The 19,240-nt window shown below is 38.8% G+C and carries 16 protein-coding genes and 1 tRNA gene; all 17 read left to right on the top strand.

Features of this window, described 5'->3' with window-relative positions; translation table 11 throughout:
• The first annotated feature begins 21 nt into the window (after positions 1-21).
• Positions 22-1,170: a galactonate dehydratase gene (gene dgoD / locus Q0376_RS01180; protein ID WP_298703170.1), complete on the top strand. Its 1,149-nt coding sequence runs from the start codon at positions 22-24 to the stop codon at positions 1,168-1,170.
• 317 nt (positions 1,171-1,487) lie between these two features.
• Entirely contained in the window at positions 1,488-2,720 is a 1,233-nt protein-coding gene (locus tag Q0376_RS01175; protein ID WP_298703167.1) for a hypothetical protein, read from the top strand.
• Between the two features lie 184 nt (positions 2,721-2,904).
• A complete protein-coding gene (locus tag Q0376_RS01170) occupies positions 2,905-4,203 on the top strand; it encodes a hypothetical protein (protein WP_298703164.1) in 1,299 nt (432 codons plus the stop codon).
• A 16-nt stretch (positions 4,204-4,219) separates the two neighbouring features.
• A complete protein-coding gene (locus Q0376_RS01165; RefSeq protein ID WP_298703162.1) occupies positions 4,220-4,789 on the top strand; it encodes a hypothetical protein in 570 nt (189 codons plus the stop codon).
• Positions 4,790-4,815: 26 nt separating this feature from the next.
• Complete coding sequence (locus Q0376_RS01160) at positions 4,816-5,259, top strand: hypothetical protein (RefSeq protein WP_298703160.1); 444 nt, start codon at positions 4,816-4,818, stop codon at positions 5,257-5,259.
• Between the two features lie 143 nt (positions 5,260-5,402).
• Positions 5,403-6,395, top strand: a complete 993-nt coding sequence (locus Q0376_RS01155) for a YafY family protein (RefSeq protein ID WP_298703158.1) — start codon at positions 5,403-5,405, stop codon at positions 6,393-6,395.
• A gap of 110 nt (positions 6,396-6,505) precedes the next feature.
• The gene (locus tag Q0376_RS01150) at positions 6,506-6,712 is read left to right on the top strand and encodes a hypothetical protein (RefSeq protein ID WP_298703156.1); all 207 of its coding nucleotides are present in this window, start codon (positions 6,506-6,508) and stop codon (positions 6,710-6,712) included.
• 132 nt (positions 6,713-6,844) lie between these two features.
• Positions 6,845-8,236, top strand: coding sequence for a hypothetical protein (locus tag Q0376_RS01145; RefSeq protein ID WP_298703154.1), 1,392 nt, complete (start codon positions 6,845-6,847; stop codon positions 8,234-8,236).
• A gap of 177 nt (positions 8,237-8,413) precedes the next feature.
• On the top strand, positions 8,414-8,845 hold the full coding sequence (locus tag Q0376_RS01140) for a hypothetical protein (RefSeq protein WP_298703152.1): 432 nt from the start codon (positions 8,414-8,416) through the stop codon (positions 8,843-8,845).
• Positions 8,790-9,224, top strand: coding sequence for a hypothetical protein (locus tag Q0376_RS01135; RefSeq protein WP_298703150.1), 435 nt, complete (start codon positions 8,790-8,792; stop codon positions 9,222-9,224). Before Q0376_RS01140 ends, Q0376_RS01135 begins: the two co-directional genes overlap by 56 nt.
• 212 nt (positions 9,225-9,436) lie before the next feature.
• Positions 9,437-10,417 (top strand): ferredoxin, encoded by a 981-nt coding sequence (locus Q0376_RS01130; RefSeq protein ID WP_298703148.1) that lies wholly within the window; start codon positions 9,437-9,439, stop codon positions 10,415-10,417.
• Positions 10,418-10,848: 431 nt separating this feature from the next.
• Positions 10,849-11,754 carry a DMT family transporter gene (locus Q0376_RS01125; protein ID WP_298703147.1) on the top strand — a complete coding sequence of 302 codons (906 nt, stop codon included), beginning with the start codon at positions 10,849-10,851 and terminating at the stop codon, positions 11,752-11,754.
• A 48-nt stretch (positions 11,755-11,802) separates the two neighbouring features.
• Positions 11,803-11,876, top strand: a tRNA-Gly gene (locus Q0376_RS01120).
• A gap of 423 nt (positions 11,877-12,299) precedes the next feature.
• Positions 12,300-12,917, top strand: a complete 618-nt coding sequence (locus Q0376_RS01115) for a carbonic anhydrase (RefSeq protein ID WP_298703145.1) — start codon at positions 12,300-12,302, stop codon at positions 12,915-12,917.
• 330 nt (positions 12,918-13,247) lie between these two features.
• A complete protein-coding gene (locus tag Q0376_RS01110; RefSeq protein ID WP_298703144.1) occupies positions 13,248-14,606 on the top strand; it encodes an MFS transporter in 1,359 nt (452 codons plus the stop codon).
• Between the two features lie 373 nt (positions 14,607-14,979).
• Complete coding sequence (locus tag Q0376_RS01105; protein WP_298703142.1) at positions 14,980-15,873, top strand: GNAT family N-acetyltransferase; 894 nt, start codon at positions 14,980-14,982, stop codon at positions 15,871-15,873.
• Between the two features lie 801 nt (positions 15,874-16,674).
• A partial coding sequence (locus tag Q0376_RS01100; RefSeq protein ID WP_298703141.1) for an ESPR-type extended signal peptide-containing protein occupies positions 16,675-19,240 on the top strand: 2,566 nt, incomplete at its 3' end.

Genomic DNA, 19,240 nt, shown 5'->3' with positions numbered 1-19,240 from the left:
TTAGTACAGGGAGGTAATGAAATGAAAATTTCAAATATAGAATTATTTCAGGTAAAACCTAGATGGATTTTTGTAAGACTCACAACAGATGAAGGTATCACTGGTTGGGGCGAAATGATTTCTGGCACTAAAACAGAAACTGTTATTGCTGGCGCTTATGAGTGGGGCAATCGAATTTTACTTGGTCAAGACCCTTTTGATATTGAACGATTATGGCAAAAACTTCATCGCTCCTTCTTCCGCGGAGGTCCTATTAGTGGTACTATCGTGTCTGGTTTTGAAATGGCCCTATGGGATATTAAGGGTAAGGCTCTAGGTGTGCCCGTATGGCAGTTGCTAGGTGGTAAGGCCCGTGACCGCATTAAAGTATATTCTTGGATTGGTGGCGACCGCCCTTCTGATGTAGTGGCACAGGCACAAGACCGCGTAGACAAGGGTTTTGATTCTATTAAAATGAATGCCACTGAAGAGCTTCACTATATTGATAGTTTAGAAAAAGTAAATGCTGTAGTTGAACGGGTGGCGTCATTGAGAGAAGAGTTTGGCGACAAACTCAATATTGGAGTAGACTTCCATGGGCGTGTTCATAAAGCTATGGCTAAAGTGCTGGCCTGCGCGTTAGAACCATATCGTCCTATGTTCCTTGAAGAAGTAGTACTTCCTGAAAATGAAGAATCCTTTAAGGAAATTGCCCATCACACATCGACTCCACTGGCGACAGGGGAACGATTGTATACTCGCTGGGCGTATAAAAATATTTTCCGCGATAATGTCATTGATATTATCCAACCTGATGTGGCTATGGTAGGCGGTATTTTAGAAACTCGTAAAATTGCGGCCATGGCAGAAGCCTATGATATTGCGGTAGCACCACATGCCCCATATGGTCCTATTGCATTAGCAGCAACCCTTCAAGTGGATGTGTGCACGCCAAATGTGTTCATTCAAGAACAATCCTTGGGTATTCATTACAATAAAGGCTTTGATCTCTTAGACTTTGTAGACAATAAGGAAATATTCTACTATAAAGATGGGGACGTAGCCATTCCAGAAGGCCCAGGCCTAGGCATTAAACTCAATGAAGAATTTATTGAAGAACATGGCAAAGCGTCCATTAATTGGACTAATCCTCAGTGGGAGAACTATGATGGCACCGCTGCCGAATGGTAAAATCTGATTAAAATCTTAATATGTATAATTCAATAAAGACCTATAAATAGATAAGTGCAGAAAACCAGCTCCGAAAGGGGCTGGTTTTTGTTATATTGTATTTTAAAATTTTATTATAGTAGAGAATTTTAACCTGACACGCCCTTGTCCACTTCATTTGTTATGCTACTAATACAGAAGCGTACCCGCATACCAGGCGTCCTACCCCTAAAGTTACTGACCGGTAAGGGGGGAATCTATGAGGGGCAGAAGATATAAAGGGGAGAAGATATAAAGGTACTAATATGTGAGGATTGTAGCATATAAGGAGGATTAGTATGAATAACACAAAAAATACGAATAATGCAAGTAATACCAGTAATACGCGTAATACCAGTAATACGAATAATTCCAATAATAAGGGAGCGTCATCAAAATGGAAGTTTTCATGGAATTGGAAGAGTGCATTTTTTATTAAAGAGAAAAGGCAGGAGCCGTTGCGAAGGCTTTTAGATGAAACAGAATCCAAAGTTTTTTTATGGATTATATTATTAGGTGCCATTACATTAGGCTTAGGTCATATATTGTATTATTTAGGCGTACAACGGATGTATGGTTTAGTGGCCTTGCTTGCAGGTACACTATTTCCTATGTCTGCTTATACATTTCAACTAGTTAGCAAGCCTCGAAGTGTATGGCCGCTCGCTTGGTCCGCCTTTGTGGGGCTATGCCTGGTATATTTTTCTGCTTCCTTAGCGATACTGCCAATAAGTATTATGGGATTTACGATTTTTGTAACTTTGTTCTTAGGCATCGTAGCCGTTACTTTTTCGGATGTAATCAAACAAACGCCCTATATTGCTGAAGGCGTAGGGCTTTGCGTTGCGTGCTTTGCATTCTTCATGCTATATCTTTCACCTCTGCGAAGTTCAGAATGGTCACCACTCATTGAGAAGCTAGCTTGTTTAGGTCTAGTATTAAGCTTCTTTGGTATGCTTGTATGGCAGTTTGTGCGTGCTCGAGTGGCCATAGTTAATGATGTGAAAGCGGCAGCGGTTTATATGGTACGATATGGTGATAATGACGTATATAGAGATAATGGCGTATATGGAGATAAAGACGTATACGGAGATAATGTAGCTTCCGGGGAAAAAGCAGAGTCTGGAGTTTTGGGCATCTCTGGAGATCCTGCAGCGGATGTAGTAGAGACAGTCTCTGGATTTCATACATCTTATAAAGATGATACACCCGCAGATATGGACATATTAAGTCATTATGGAATCTTAAAGTATATGGCGCCTATTTGTGTTGAATATGGCAATCCAGAGGAAAAAGCTGTGTTCTATAAGAAGTTATTGGATGGGAAATTAGTTTATCAAACAGCAGCCTTAGCCGCAGATCCTACTATTATAGAGCGGGTGACTCAATTATTAGAAGATAAGCAAGTAGTGTCTAATTTATATAAGGCTACCAAGGTGTCAACTATTCGTTTAGCTATAACAAGATATGTTATTTTTGCAGGGCTCTTTATGAGCTTGTTGCGTTTAGTTTTACTATGCGTGTTGGGGTAGGTTTTTGAACATAGGTTGGCGGTTTTTGGAGCTGATTTTCACTTGATAAAATGATATAATGAAAATAACATGAATGAACGGACTTTGAAGTGAGAGCTAATAGCTTAGAAATAAGTTTTTTAAAATTTTGTGAGTTTATACGGGGATTTAATATATTGTATTGTCGTCAAGGGAGTCGATGATATTGCGTATAGGAAAAGACCAAGGCTCTTTATCTAAGGAGGAGAAAAGGGCGTATAGACAGCTTAATAAGGCATTGCGCGAGTATGATTTAGATAAGAACTTAGCCATGCTCATGGCGGTTTCGGAGGAGCAAAGCGACGCTACTGGTATGGAGACGTCTTTGTACATGATAGAGATTGATCAAATATCTGTAAATCCCATACGAGCTATGGGCGCCGGTTTTGCCTCCTTTGCTATGCCGGCTCATGAACTACAGGTATGGGAGCGAATCATTAGCAATCGTCTTGTAGATGTAAATAAGAGTATAAAGCGATTAAATGCGCAGGGCTTATTTGATAAAGTGCGAAAGATTGAGCCCTTAGTAGGTAAATTGAAAAAGATGCAAGGCCTGTTTAAGGAAAATATGCCTCAGCCGATTCAAAATACGGCACACCAGGTGGTACAACAAGGGGTGACGGTGCTTAATCGCGTAGCCGTTGGAACTACGGTAAAGGAAAGCCATATGGCGGGTGTTAAAATGGCCGGAAATACGGCACAATATATGGTTATAGTAAAAGGTTTATTGGAGCTTATTCATATACTATTAACTAAGAAGGCCTCAAAGGAGCGCATTTTAGAATTAGCTAAAAATATAGGCAAGGCCAGTGGGGATGCTTATATTAAAGGGATCGGTATTAATGTATTTAAGAACTATTTAAATTCTTCTTCCCATATTATAGCTAAACGACTGGGGCAGACTAGTTTGCCAGCTCTGTTGGTAATATATGCAAATAACATAATTTTCACCAGTAAAAAGTTAGTAGACGGAGAGATTGACACCGATCAATATGTAGGTGAAATGTCTAAAATTTTCTCTGAAATGTCAGTGTCTAGTGCCGGTATAACTATCGGCCAAGTGGTGATTCCCATTCCGGTAGTAGGTGGTATTATCGGTGGTATGGTGGCCTATACACTGAATCAGACATATTTTGACTCTTTGCTAAATTTACTAAAATCTAGAGTTGAATCTGAAGTGGCCTTAGAAGAAGAGCGTGTACGGGTACAAAATAAAATTGCTGAATTAAGACGGGTACGTAAAGAGTTTGAAGCAAAGTTTGAAGACCAGTATAATCAATGCCGACAGTTTTTTGAGCAAAAGCTTGAAGACGTACAATATGGCATTTTAAATAATAACCGAGATTCTGTCATACAGGCACTCAATGATATTACTCGCTGTCATGGTGGCGTAGTGGCTGAGTGTAGTACTGATGAGTTGGAAGATTTAGTGCGGTCCGGTAAAACGGTAACATTTAAAATTTAAGTATGAGGTGGAGACTATGGCAATTCCTCTTATAATCCTTGCAGTGGCAGCTACAACGGCTGCATTTGGTGTTCGTAAAGGTAAAAATGCACATCAAATGAAGAAATTAGCTCATCACATAATGGAAAAAAGTGAAGCAGAAATTACCGAATTAAAAGCAAAGATAGAGCGCGATATAAAAGCAGCTGAAGAAAGTCTTGAAACATTAGGTCGGAGAAAGCAAGAAATTTACGAATACTCCTTAAAGGACTTTGCAAGAACATTTAATCGCATTTCTAATATTGAAATCAGTGAACATCATTTCTTTGAAAATATGCAAATGGTTCGTGATTCTATGGATACTATTGAGGATAGTATTGCCAAGTCGGATGAAGTGAAGACCTTGATTACTAGTGGTGTTGCAGGGGCTTTAACAGCCTATGGGGCCTATAGTGCTATTAATGTTCTCTCTGTAACCGGCGCTGGGGTGGCTTCTGCTGGGGCAGCTACGGCTGGTGCAGGTACTGCCGCTGTGGCTGGAGCCGGCACTGTAGCAACGGGTGCTGCCGGTACGGCTAGTACGAGCCTAGTGGAGCGGCGGTGCTAAGTGGGGGGACTATATTAATAAGTGCCATGATAGGTCCTGCTGTAGGAATTTATGGAAAAATAGCAGAAACTAAAGCAGGTATAAAACTTAATGAAGCGTATAGACACAAGTATCAAACCAAAGAGAAAATAGAAGAAATGAAATTAAAGCGCAGCAGCTCGCGGGCTTTAAAATTGCAAGCCGATTTATATGCTAAGCTGTTGGGCACGATTAATTCATACTTCTGGTATCGTGTAAAGCAGTTAGATAAAGCATTGGATCAATATGGTACTGATGCGGCTACATTGCCGCAAAGTACGATTGACTTGGCCATGATTTTATTGGCTATGGCACGGACTTTAAATACCTTGTTGAGTACAAATTTGGTAACTAATAAAGGGGCTATCGATGTGAATTCTGAAATCGTATATAACAAAACGGTAAAAGATTGGCCTACCTTACGCGATACATGTCGCGCTATTACTTGCTGAGTAAAGCTGTTGAAGTGTGTTTATAGATTCATTTTAATCGGACGCCCTTCTGTCTTATCGATTTGTTATAGTACAGGTATAAGGCAGAAGGGCATTTTTATAGCCTATAGGTAAAAATGATTTGAAAATAGTTAGGAGTTATTATGGAGCAGAGTGTAGATAAATTGATGCGCGTGTTAGCTATTTTCTATCGCGCCATGAAGGGCGAAAGTATTAGTGTTAAATCCTTAGCATTAGAATATGGTGTATCGACGAAATCTATTTCACGAGATATTAATGACATAAAGAACTTTCTTTGTGATCACCGGGAACTCGTAGGTAATACGGAGCTCATGTATAATGGCCAAACAAAATCCTATGAGCTGCAATTTGATTCATTTTTATTAAATGAAGAGTTGATGGTATTGATTAAAATCTTAATTGGTACTAGGGCGTTGCGGCGCAATGATTTATTAACCTTAATTGGTAAATTAAAACAATTAACAACTATAAAAGACCGTGGCCTTGTGGAGCAGCTGATAAAAAAAGAACTCCATCGGTATATTCCGGTGGAGCATATTGAACAAAATGTGATTGACCGTGTTTGGCAACTAACACGCTGCATTCATGATAAAAATGAAATTACCATTTCCTATTACAAGGCGAATCGTGAAAAGGTAAGCCGCACCATACAGCCGGTAGCATTGCTGTTTTCAGAGTATTATTTTTACTTGGTAGCGTACTGGTTAGATAAACAGGGTGAGACCGATTATGTGCCTATTTTATATCGCGTAGACCGTGTGGTGGATGTAGTGGAGCATCGGAAGCATTTTGAATTAGATAAGAACGTCGATTTTGATGAAGGAAACTTGCGCAATAAGGTGCAATTCATGTATGCAGGAAAACCTCAAACGGTGAAATTTGAGTATATAGGTGACTCTTTGCAGGCTGTGCTAGATCGGATACCGACAGCACAGGTATTGTCCTTGGAAGGCAAACGGGCCGTTATTGAGGCTGATGTATTTGGGCAAGGCATAAAATTTTATCTCTTGGGACAAGGAAGTCGTGTGAAGGCGCTGGAACCGCCGGAATTTGTGGCGGAGATGAAAGCAGAAGTCGCGAAAATGAGCGCCCTTTATGCAGATAGGACTAGTTAGAAGCAGAGTGCAATAGATAGTATCTACTGAGTGGTTTTGTATAATTTGATAGGCTTACCATTATTAATTATCAAAGACAAGTGTTTAGTTATAGTTAGGGAGGCATACGTATGACTATCGTAAACATTAAAAGTAATGTTAGAAAATGTGCATTTTGTAAGCATTGGTATGACCCGACGAATAGTGCCATTAGCCCTAAGGCTCCTAATATTGGGCTGTGGGAAATCGTAGATACAAGTATGCGCAAGAAATGTTTATTGTACAATTCAGACCGTGCGGCCATGCATTTTTGTCCAAAGTTTGAAATGAAGCTATAGAGGGTAATAGATAGTATAGAGTGTATAGAGTGTATAGATAGTATAGATGCTTTATAGAGTAGATAGAGATGATTTATAGAGTCGATATAGTAGTTCATAAGTGAATCGGTTTCAATCCAGAAAGGGGGCACTATGAGCAAGGATATTAAGGACGGGAATAAAGAAAACCAGTTTAATCGCCGTGGCGTAGATGATTACCAGCGCCGTAATGGCGAGGCTAGAGGGAATACGAAAGAAGCGGAATATGATGTAAACCAAAGCTACAAGAACCGTCGCTTTTCTGGCAAAAAGTCAACCACTGATGAATATACGAACGAGCGCATTTTTTATAATCGTAAGGGCAATCGTTCGCCGCAAACAACGGCTAATGTGGACCATGTAAATCCATTGAAGAGCATTGTAGATGAGCGCCAAGCGGACCTTGATGCAGGGGTGCTCACCCATGAGGATATAAAAGAGGCGGCCAATCGCGATTATAATCTAGCTCTTACAAATGAATCCTTAAATAAGAGTAAAGGGGCTAAGTCGAATGCAGAGTATTTATTAGATGAAGCCTTGAAGGGCAATGTAGAGTCTCTCGATACGGCCTATAATATGCTACGACGCCAAGCGGCAGCTGAAGTGGGTACTAATGTATCCTTGGGGATGAAAAAGAGTGCACGCCAAATTGATTCATTATTCAAAAATAAACCAGGTCAAGGACTAGCGGATAATGTACATTTTAAGCGCATGGAAGCAGGGATTTCTCAATCAGTGGCTACTGGCGTAGATGCAGGGATTATAGGTGGTACACTAGCAGGTGTAAATAATTTAGTTCTCTGCGTTGCTGGGGAAAAAGATGTAGATGAAGCCGCCATTGATGTGGCTAAGACAACGGCTGTGGCTGGTGCCAGTGGTGTGGCCATGGAAGCGAGTGAGACCGCATTACTCGTAGCAGCACAAAAAATAGGGCTTCATCGCGTAGATAAGTACATACCTGGTGTCGTGTCTATGGGTGCTATGGTGACGGGCAGTGTATTGCGCTATGTGGAAGGTGAAATTTCTGGCGAACAATGTATAAAAGAAATGGCGGTCACCATTGGTTCATCCTATATGTTTACCTTTGTGGAAGGCACTACCTTGGCCTTTTTAGGCATTGCTACTGGTGGTTTAGGGGCATTAATTCTGTCCTCTGTGGCGCTTACGGCTATTAGCGGTGCAGTGTCTTGGATTTTAGGGAATACCCCCGATTTACATGCAGCTGAGTTAGCACGGATTGATCGTATTTTATACGAAACGGAAATAGAGATTCGAGCACAGCGGGAACGTTTAGTCATTTTAAAAGAGGCACAACAGGCTGAATATGTGCGCCTTGTGCAAATTGGATTTGGCAATATTTTTAAAGGCTTAGAGTATAATGATGCGGAGCAAATCGCTTATGGACTTGATACCTTAGCTAGTCATGTGGATGGTCATGTTCCATTTAAAACACGGCAGGAATTTAATACGTTTTTTGACGATAAACAAAGTGTATTTGAGCTTTAAATGCTGGCTTTATTAATAGTTAAAGTACTTACATTGTTAGTAGATAAGGTACGGGCTTCGTTAGTAGTTGAGATAGTTGCTTTGTAGCAGTTAATATGCTTAGTTGGTAGTTAAAGTGCTGATTTTGCTAGTAATAAGGTATTTACTTCGTTAGTAGAGACGTAAGGGAGGTTTTGTATGTTACCTTTAGTTGGAATTGTAGCAGGCGCTGTGGTAACTAGTTTTGTGGCTAGTATTCCAGGGCTTGAAAAAGCGGAACGCCTAGATGAGAAGGCTCTTAAAAAGTTGGCGAGAGCCTATGAACGGCGGGAACTGGCTGCTGAATTAGTGAAGAAAAAAGAAGCTGAATTAGAGACGGCGTTGAGGAAAGTCATGAATCGCAAAATGGGTGTTTTAAGTACATCGATTAAAGATTTTGTGGCTGTATATCAGCAAATTTTACGTATTAATTTCAAGGACACATCAGCATCCTTTGATATGTCTAAAGCATTGGTGCCTGTAGATGATGTGTCGGTGTACCAATCGTTGGCGTTTACACCTTGGTCGGGGCTCAGTGATAAAGAAGCTGCTACGGCACTTATTCGGTGGCATTGGCATGGGGGCCGCTAAAGAGGCGGAACGAAATCTATCTAATGCGAACCGCCAATTACGGGCTGCTAACTCTATTTACGAACAGGCTGAAAATATTGCTACAAGCTTTGATTTGATGATAAATGAATGTCATGCGGTGGCTGATATTGTGGCGAAGTTAAATGTGTTCTTAATTCGTAGTATTAAAACATCTAAGAGTCTCATTGAAGAACGGGGTCTTGAGGCGAGTGCGTATTCAGAAAAAGATCGTGATGTACTTATGACTTGTATGAACTTAGCGCAGACCATAAAACAGCTCATTGATGCGCCTATTTTAACTAAGGACAATGAAATAACTGGCGAAGTTAAAGCGGCAGTTCAAATTGGACAGTCCATGCAGAAGGCGTTGCAAGGATAAGATGCACTGAGAACGAGAAGTACTAAGAATAAGTAGTACTAAGAACATGGAGTACTAAGAATGAGTAGTATTAAGAACATGGAGTACTAAGCGTAAGTAGTGCTGAGGATAAGATGAACTAAGTCTAAGGTGCTATAGGGGTAAAACACGAGTTTAATTTATGGTATTGATGCGATTTAAGGTAATAGCGTGTTACTATGTGGGAGGCTATGATGGAGTATTTACAAATTGATGAATCAAAATGTGTGGGCTGTGGGGCTTGCTTGGGGGCCACTGATTTAGTAGAGGAAACGTCTGAGGGAAAGGCCAAAGTAAAAAGTAAGACAGTGTTGACGGGGAAACATCTTAGTACGGCTAAAGAAATTATGGCGGACTGTCCAGCGCAGGCTATTTCCCTTGTAAAAGGTACTAATGTGGTAACTAAGGATATAGGCCCTTTAGTTAACAAATTAGAGAAAGACCTTACTCGTGTGTGGCAAGAGATTAAAAAAATTAGCGTTGCTGATGTGAAGTTTGATGCTAATAATTATAGTGTGGATATGCCTGAAAAAGTATATATGAGTTATAGTCGATATGAATATTCTAGTGATAGTAAAGCGAAAAAGGCGGCATTGGCTATTTTTGATCGGTATGTATATTCTCAATACCGCCGCTTTATTTTAGAAGTTTTTGTAAAATATAAACTCGATAAATTAAGATACTATTATTCTCAAGAGAGCGATGGCTTTATTTATAAGCTAAATAAGAAATTTGAAGAGATTCTTAAAGAGTTTGCTAGTCAGGTAACAGCAGCGGGTAAATCAACACTGCCATCTGATTTTACGAAGTTTGAAGCAGTGCCAGAGTTCTTTTTTAAGCTCTTGAGTAATTTTGAAGAGAATAGTACGAATTCAGGGGTCATGAAGGAGTTTAGAAGTGGTAGCTACTCGTCTCTAAGTGATTATGATATGTACATAGATACTGACTGTATAGAAGTGGGTGAATCGTTCTTCGGTGGTGCGAAATTAAAATGGCGCCATGATAATATCATAGAAGCAGCTACTGAATATATTAAAGATTTAAAGAGCAGTATGAATTTTGTAGACATTGACGAACATGCCATGAATTTGGTCAATCACATGATTGATGATTACCAACAGGTAGCTAAAGAGCTAATTGAAACTAAAGTTCGCGAGGCCCAAGCTATAAAATAATTGCTTAAGTAGGAACTACATCTAGAGAAGATTGGTTACGTTAGATTACTCATATATTATTGTGTTATGTTGCTCATATACTATTGTGTTAGGGGCTCATATACTGTTGCGTTAGATCACTCATATACTGTTAGGTTATAGATAAAGCCTATATAAGTGGTTATATTCAATTCCTTTGGCTAACTGTCCTCTCTAAATGTACGCTTTATTTAACATTATGAAATTTTAGAATACTAGAAAAAATAAGGTTGTTTTTGTTAATCACTTAGTATAGACTAAATGTACTAAATCACACAAAGAGTTTATTGTCAGTAGACAATAAACTCTTTGTAGTATGTATAAGCTAATTTAAGTTAGGATTGGCATTTTGCCATAGATTCGCTTTTTATATAATTTCGTATGGCGGTTTGTAAGGTACAGAGGTGTCTAACATGTCGATTAAGCAAGCAGAATTGATGATGTTGTTTGTGACGTTTGCGTGGAGCTCGTCGTATTTATTGATGAAAATTTCACTTACTGGGGTGGATCCTTTTAATCTTATGGCATTGCGCTTTGGGATTGCCTTTTTTTGTATGGCGCCGATTTTTTATAAATCATTTAAACATTGCACTAAGAAGACTATCTTAAAAGGGTTTGGGCTAGGCTTTTTAGTCTATATTTCACTATTCGGTACTATTACTGGGGTTAAATACACGGCCGCTTCTACGGCAGCTTTTTTGGGGACCACAACAGTTGTGCTTGTGCCTATTTTAGAAGGCTTATGGCGTCGTGCTTGGCCCCCTCGTATGACAATGTCTAGTATTGCACTAGCGTTCTTTGGTCTTATTTTATTTACTGTAAAAGAAGGGTTATCCTTTGATGTGGGCGCTTTATATTGCTTATGGGGCACATTAGGTTATGCTACGTATATCCTCTTCATGAGTCGTATTGCGCGAGATAAAGATATTTTCTTAGTAAGTATTTTGCAATTTGGAGCTATCGCTCTCTTTAGCATCATTAGTTCATATATCTTTGAAGAGCCACGCCTACCACAAACAGGCTTACAATGGGGCGCTGTATTAGGTTTAGGCATTGTATGTAGCGCTATTTGCTTTACCTTGCAAGGGGTAGCACAGCGCTATATAACACCATCTAAAATTGGCCTCATTTACTCTATGGAACCCGTATTCGCAGCAGTCATGGCATTTGTTTTCCTTGGGGAAGTTATGGATGCACAGGGCTTTGTCGGCGCTTGCTTTATTATGATGGCCATTATTCTAAAAAATATTGTTCACCGAGCTCGCTATATGCAGTTGCGTCATCGTCGCAAAGTGTGGATGCGCAAGAGATTAGTGTGATTGAGTATTTACAAACTAAGCCAAAGTTGATAAAATATAAAAAGATTCGCGGCCGTAGTTCATCGGTAGAACGACGGCTTCCCAAGCCGTAGAGGTGGGTTCGACTCCCATCGGCCGCTCCATAGTTTCAAAGCTTATAGCCTTATATTTCTAGTTGTTTCTATTATGTAGAAAACAACGGTAATATAAGGCTTTTTCTTTGCTTTCAGTTGTTCTCAATATTTCTGTTGTATTCTAATTTTAAAGATTTAGACTTTTGTTGTGTTACTTGTTCTGCCCTTTATTTTGCCCTTTTGCGGGTGTTGCTCTTTTTGCCCTTTTGCGGGGTTGCCCTTTTTTCCTTTTTGCCGGTGCTACCGTTTTTCCCTTTTGCTGGTATAGCCGTTTTTATTGACAAAGTTTCGTAAATTATGGTACATATATATCGAAAAGTGATGATATTGTATATAATAATATGTAAGAGAATACATTATGGTCTTGTTGAATGATTTGACCGATTTAGTATGTATTACATCAGTTATTTTTATGAACAAGGGGGAATAAAGATGTCCTTTTTAGATGATGTATTAAAAGCGAATGAAGTGTATGTAGAAAATATTTTAGCAGAACATGGCGAGGATGGATCCCCTGCAGCTAAGAAGCCACAAAAGCATATTGCAATTTTAACTTGTATGGATACACGTTTAGTGGATTTGTTGGAAAAGACCATGGGCGTAGATCGTGGTGATGCGAATGTAATTCGCGTAGCGGGGAATTGCATTACCGATGTATTTAGTGATGTAATTCGCTCTCTTATTGTGAGTATTTTCGAATTGGGGGCTAAGGAGATTTTCATCGTTGGCCATGAAGATTGTGGCATGGAAAAAACTTGTCCTGATGAATTAGCTAAGCGCATGGTGGCGCGTGGCATTAAACCTGAGGCTATTGCTATGATTCGTTGTGAAATGGACCGCTGGGCTAATAATTTCTGCCATTCGGAACAAAATGTAATTAAAGCAGTGGCACAGCTTCGCCAAAACCCATTAATCCCAGATGATGTGAAGATTCATGGTCTTATGTTAAATCCTTATACCAGTAAATTAACATTGCTAGTTGATGGTAATAAACCAAATGAAGAATTAGATACAATGGATGTGTGTGCTTGTAGCTGCAGTATTGGTTAACTACCTGTGTTATAAATTTTAAGCTACTATTAATTGAATAATTTTCAAATGTATAATAGGTCTAGAATCGTTGGGTGATAATTGATTCTAGACCTATGTTTTATTTGACTAGCGTGCATGGTAATGAATGAGTACACAATATAAGTATAAAAGCTATGTATCTAGATTACATAATAGGGGGATACAAGACAAAATCAGGCTCACTAGGGGGGACTATGTTTTAGTCGCTTCCTATTAAGAAACTTGGCATGGATTAAATAAATGACTTGACAGTATAAGGGTTATACAGCGTATCATTAATAGTTGAGATGTAGAAATGGAGGTAGTTCTGTGGAGCTAAAAGAAGAAAATAAAATTTTGATTGCAGTTATGATTGGCTCATTTTTAACGCCCTTTTGTGGAAGTTCTATAAATTTATCTTTGCCAGATATTGGTAATGAGTTTTTAGTTAGTACTTCGGCACTAAGTTGGATTATTGAAATATTTTTAATGACTTGTGCTATTTTTGTATTACCTATGGGCCAGCTGTCCAATCGTATTGGTAAAAAAACGGTCTACTTGATGGGGACGGGTGGCTTTGCCATTGTATCCTTTTTAATTCACTTCACAAATTCCATTGAAATGTTACTTATTTTGCGGGTGCTCCAAGGAATTTGCTCCGCCATGATATTTGCTACTGGTACTGCTATTGTGGCCCAAGCATATCCGCTTGAACGCCGTGGCCGGGCTATGGGACTGGTCGCGTCAGTTGTGTATATTGGGCTCTCTATAGGACCAGTTGTAGGAGGATTTTTAAATTACCATTTTGGTTGGCGTAGTATATTTTACTTTATTGCTATTTTAGGCGCCGTAGCCTTTGGAATGACTGTGCTTTGGATGAAAGAAAATTGGAAGCTTGAAAGTGAAGGGCATTTGAATAGTTTGAGTATTGCTTTGTATGCGAGTACCCTGATTTTAGTAATGTATGGTCTTTCGGAAATTGTTAACCAATGGTGGGCAAAATATGTCTTATTCTTGGGAATCATAGTGGGGCTCATTTATATTTGGCATGAAGCGCGTGTAGAAAAGCCGCTCATTCCGGTGCGAATCTTTTTAGAGAATAAAGTCTTTGCCTTTTCGAATATATCGGCCATGTTAAATTATAGTGCAACCTTTGCTATTGGCTTTTTATTGTCGTTATATTTGCAAATGATTATGGGCTTTGATTCTGCATCAGCAGGCTTAGTATTATTAGTGCAATCGATTATTATGTCGGTTTTATCACCTGTGACGGGGGCTTTATCTGATCGGTATGGATCAGCTGTACTCGCGTCTGTTGGGATGGCGGTTATATCTGTAGGTTTAGTGATTATGGTGTATGGGACTCACGAAGCAGCATTGGCGGTTATTATTGGTAGTTTAATTGTTATCGGCTTAGGCTTTGCCATGTTTTCAGCGCCTAATAATAATGCAATTATGAGCTCTGTGCCACCTAAATATTTTAGTTTTGCCAGCTCGGTTATTGGCACAGTGCGTTTACTAGGACAAGTGTTGAGTATGGCTATCGTGGCGTCCATTCTATCGCGTACCGTTGTGGGCTTGGCGCCGGGGTCAAAAGAGCTGTTGCTGTCTAATATTCAGTATGCCCTTATTGTATTTACCGTTTTCTGTGTTATTGGTATAGTACCCTCTATGATTCGAAATCGCTAAGTGGCACTCTCTATGATTCGAAATCGTTAAGTATACCGACTAGGATATTCACTCGTGAAGCGCTAATAAAATAAAGAAATGCAAACGAAACAAAATATTTTATAAGAAATGTTCGGAACCAATATTGAGTAAAAAGTTTTCAAAATGCTGAATTTTGGAAAAAGTCTGCTTTATTTTGAATCTTAATTCATAGAAATTTATCTATATATAAAATAGTTTAATATTAAACTTAGTAGTGAGAGCGGGTGATAGATGGAGTAGCAATATAATCAAGCGAAACCATAAAAATAAATTTTGCTACAAGTATAAAGCCTCTCATAGTATAATAGAAGATACATGTAAGGTATAAGACGATTACGAGGAGCTTAAATAGATGATTTTAGAGTTTAGAACGTATAATAGATTGCCCGATGAAGCGCGTGTAGTACGAACTGAAGTCTTTATGCAAGAACAGGGCTTTGTTAATGAATTTGACGCCACTGATGCGATAGCAAAACATATTGTAGCTTTTATAGATAATGTTCCCATTGGAACGTGCAGGATCTTTGAATATGATGGTCATGATTATCATGAGGCAGTTCCTACCAATGGCAATGCAGTAGACACTGTAGCAGGTATTGAATCGCCTGTAAATAGCCAAGCAATAGAGAATGAAGTTATTGTAAGTGGCCGAGCAAATGATAGTGAAGTTGGCGCAAGTAGTCAAGTGAAGGCTAGTGAAGCTGCTGAAAATAGGGAGATGGCAGGACCTGAAGTGTTGGCTATGCCTAATGAAATACAATCAAAAACAGCTGAAGCGTCACCGCATAATTTAGTTTGGCAAGATTTACCAGATGATGAATGGAATGTAGCGTGGCGCGAAGAGCAGGAGCGTACGCAGAAGGTAGTGAAGGAAGTAGCACCTGATGTATCTGTAGAGGTTCCGCCTATGCTGTCTATAAAATCCAGCCCTAAGAACTTTAAAGAAGAACGTGAAGTTGGTGTTGTAAGATCATCTGCTTCTTTAGATGGTGCTATGGCAGTAGAAGGGCAAGGATATATTATTGGCCGTGTAGCTGTAGTAAAGGCCTATCGTGGCAAGAAAATTGGCGCGTATATTTTAAAAGATGCTGCTAGGGAAATTAAGAACTTAGGGGGCACTCATATTCGTTTGGCTGCACAAGTAGAAGCAAGGGGTTTTTATGAAACTTTGGGCTACGAAGCGTATGGCGACGAATTTGATGATGAAGGGTGCCCACATATTTGGATGCAAAAAAATCTCGTGTAATGAGTTCTAATATATAAAATAATCGTAAGTTAGCAATACAAAGAAAATAAAATAAAATAATAGCTACTGTGTAGTCCCTTATTCTATGAGGACCTAAGGAATAGCGTATCGATATGATATGGAGTTCTTTAATCGTCATAGAATAAGGGGCTTTTTTATTACTGTTAATACCATATACGTTTTTCATTATATTAATTCATGAATAAGTAAATAAAATTAATGAAAAAGTAGATATTAGTTAAAGAGATAGGCTTCGCAAAAAATGTATTAAAATGAATAAAAATGCAACTAAGGGAATATATTTTCTTTTGAAATAGTAGGAATTACATAAATAAAATGTTTTGTAAATATACTTATGTATTATATTGAGAGGATTTTAGGTGAAATGTATATAAAAATAATTCAAAATAATATATAGATTTCATGAAAATGATAAAAATATATAAGTAAACATAAAAAGTGGATTAAATTTTAAGATGATGTCATAAATTATGATTACAGGTTATATAAAGTGATATAAGTTATATAAATGCTGTATTTAAGCCTCTTTTGTAACTGGTAATAAATCGTATAAATCATAAATAAAATTTGTGTGTAAATAAAAAAATGCTTGAACTTGTAATTTAACTGTAATATAATCAAAAATGAAGATGATAATTTAATGAAAATGATAAAGGGGTTATTTTTTTTAGGATTTAATGCTAACCGGAGCGGTATTCTTTATATTGATAGTGTATTTATATACGGTTGGCATGTAACAGTAAGAGAGTTAGGTTATATTCATGCAAAGGAGAAAAGACCATGAATAAGATATATAAGGTAATTTGGAGTAAGACAAAAGGGTGTTATGTGGTCGCGTCTGAATTTGCAAAACGTGAGGGAAAAGCATCTAGCTCTCATGTAGGCGCTTTACGCGCAACATTTGCCGCTTTTTTTGTAGCCAGTGTATTGACTGGTAATGCTTTGGCTGCAGGCACTATTATGACACGAGATACACAACATAATCTTTTAATAGCTGATAATTATGATGTTAAGTCCGAAAATTCTATTGTAATAGGCGATAACATAACTGTTGGTGAAAAAGCAGATGGCTCAGTAGTTGTAGGCGGCTCCTATACAGAAGGAAATGTAACTACTGATACGAATGTGACAGCACTTAATTCTGTTGTTGTAGGTCTTGGTAATACAGTAAATGGCTATACAAAAGATTTAAATAACATCAATAAAGATACTAATGTTTTTAACACTGTTATTGGTACCGGCAATGTGGTTGAAGGCCAAAATGCAACTAATCAAGGGCAAGTATTTAAAAATGTAGCGATTGGTTATAAGAATAGGGTAGCGACTCAAAACTCTGTAGCTATGGGCTCAGAGGCAGAAGTAACAGGCATTTCATCTGTAGCAATTGGTGATAAAGCGAAAGCATTAAAGGGGAATACTTTGGCTATTGGTCAAGGGGCGACTGCTAATAACCAACGTTCCATGGCCTTAGGTGTCGGTGCTACAACTAATGGTGATGATAGCATCGCTATTGCTGCTAGAAGTGGTGCTAACTATAGTATTGCTATGGGTTCTAGTGCTAATACGGGCACTGGCGCGACTAGTTCGATCGCTATAGGTCAAAATGCCACTGTAGGAGCGTATTTGCCTGATGCTGTTGTTATGGGCCGTGGTGCTACTGCTTCAGGAAATGGTAATAAGTCGGTGGCCATTGGCTCGGACACAAGCGTAACCGTAGCCGGTGGGGTAGCCCTTGGTGACCGCTCTGTTGCATCTATAGTAAATGGACAAAAAGGCTATGATCCTTCTATTAATGCTAATAGCTCTAGCACAGATAAAACTTGGAATAGCACATATAGTGCTGTGTCTGTAGGCAATGATAGTGCTACACGTCAGATTGTGAATGTAGCAGCTGGTACAAAGGATACTGATGCAGTGAACGTAGCACAGTTAAAATCGGTGACTTTGACTACTATAGCTGATGATAAAACGCCAGCTAATCGTGGTGATGGTAAGGTTAAATTAGCTACAGAAAAATTAAAATTAACTGGTGGTGCCCAAGGTGAGGTAGCATCAACAAAAAATATTAAAACAAGATTAACTAGTAATCCTAACGAAATCTTAATTGATTTAGTGAAGGATGTTAATTTAGGTGCTAATGGGTCCTTAACAACGGGCAACACTGTAGTTAATAATGGCGGTGTAAAGGTAACAAATGGCACGCAATCCACGACCTTAACTGAAGGTGGTTTGACCGTTCAAAATGGCCCAACTATTTCTACTACTGGTATTAATATGGGTAATGACCAAATCACTAATTTGGCCAGTGGTTCTGACGGCACAGCTAATGGCAAACCAACTTATAACACACCAACAAATGCCGCTAATATTGGTGATGTGAAGAATATTACTGATGATGCTAAAAATGTAGTTATTAACAATTTAACGGCTAAAGGTTTAGATTTTGCTGGCAATACAGGTAAAGTACATCGTGATTTAGGTCAAACTCTTAATGTTGTAGGCGGTCAAAGTGATACGACTAAACTCTCTGAAGGCGCTAATATTGGTGTAGTGGCTGCAGGTACAGGTAATGATGCAAGCTTAACTATTAAATTGGCTAAAGATGTAACCGGTTTAAACACTGTAACAGCTGGTTCGGCTGTAATAGGTAACCAGAGTGGTACAGTAATCAATTCGGATGGAAACACATCACAAGCGCCGAATGGTAGCTATGTAACGGGTTTGAGCAATACCTCTTGGGATGTTAAAAACCCATCCTATGTATCTGGTCGTGCAGCAACAGAAGATCAATTAAAAGCAGTCACTGATGCATTGGGCAACCAAGTGGCAAGTAAAGGCGATGTGCGTTTAGTTAAAAATCCAGCAGCTTCTGATGGTGCTTACAAAGTGACGGATAATAAGGTGACTTTAAAAGTACAGGACCCTAATGATGTAGCTAATACAACGCAGGATGTAGTGATTGATGATGTAGCATCAGCTACTGATTTAAACAATCTAAATGACCGTGCTGTTAAATATGATTTAAATGACGATAAAGTCAATAAAGACCAAGTTACACTTGAAGGTACTAATGGTACACAAATTCAAAACTTAGCAAGTGGTTCTGACGGCGTTGATACAGAGGGTAATAAAACTTACAATATCGACACTAATGCAGCTAACATTGGTGACGTGAAGAATATCACTAACAATGCTAGCGAAGAGGTTATCAAAAAAGGCTTAGACTTCTCTGCAGATTCTGGTGAAAAGGTTCATCGTGACCTTGGACAAACATTAAAAATCGAAGGCGATGGTCAAAACATTACTACAGCTGCCGATAAAAAGGATGGTAAAATTACTATTTCCT

It is taken from the genome of uncultured Veillonella sp. (assembly GCF_937981445.1).
Taxonomy (GTDB): domain Bacteria; phylum Bacillota; class Negativicutes; order Veillonellales; family Veillonellaceae; genus Veillonella_A.
This window is presented reverse-complemented; position numbering and strand designations above follow the sequence as displayed.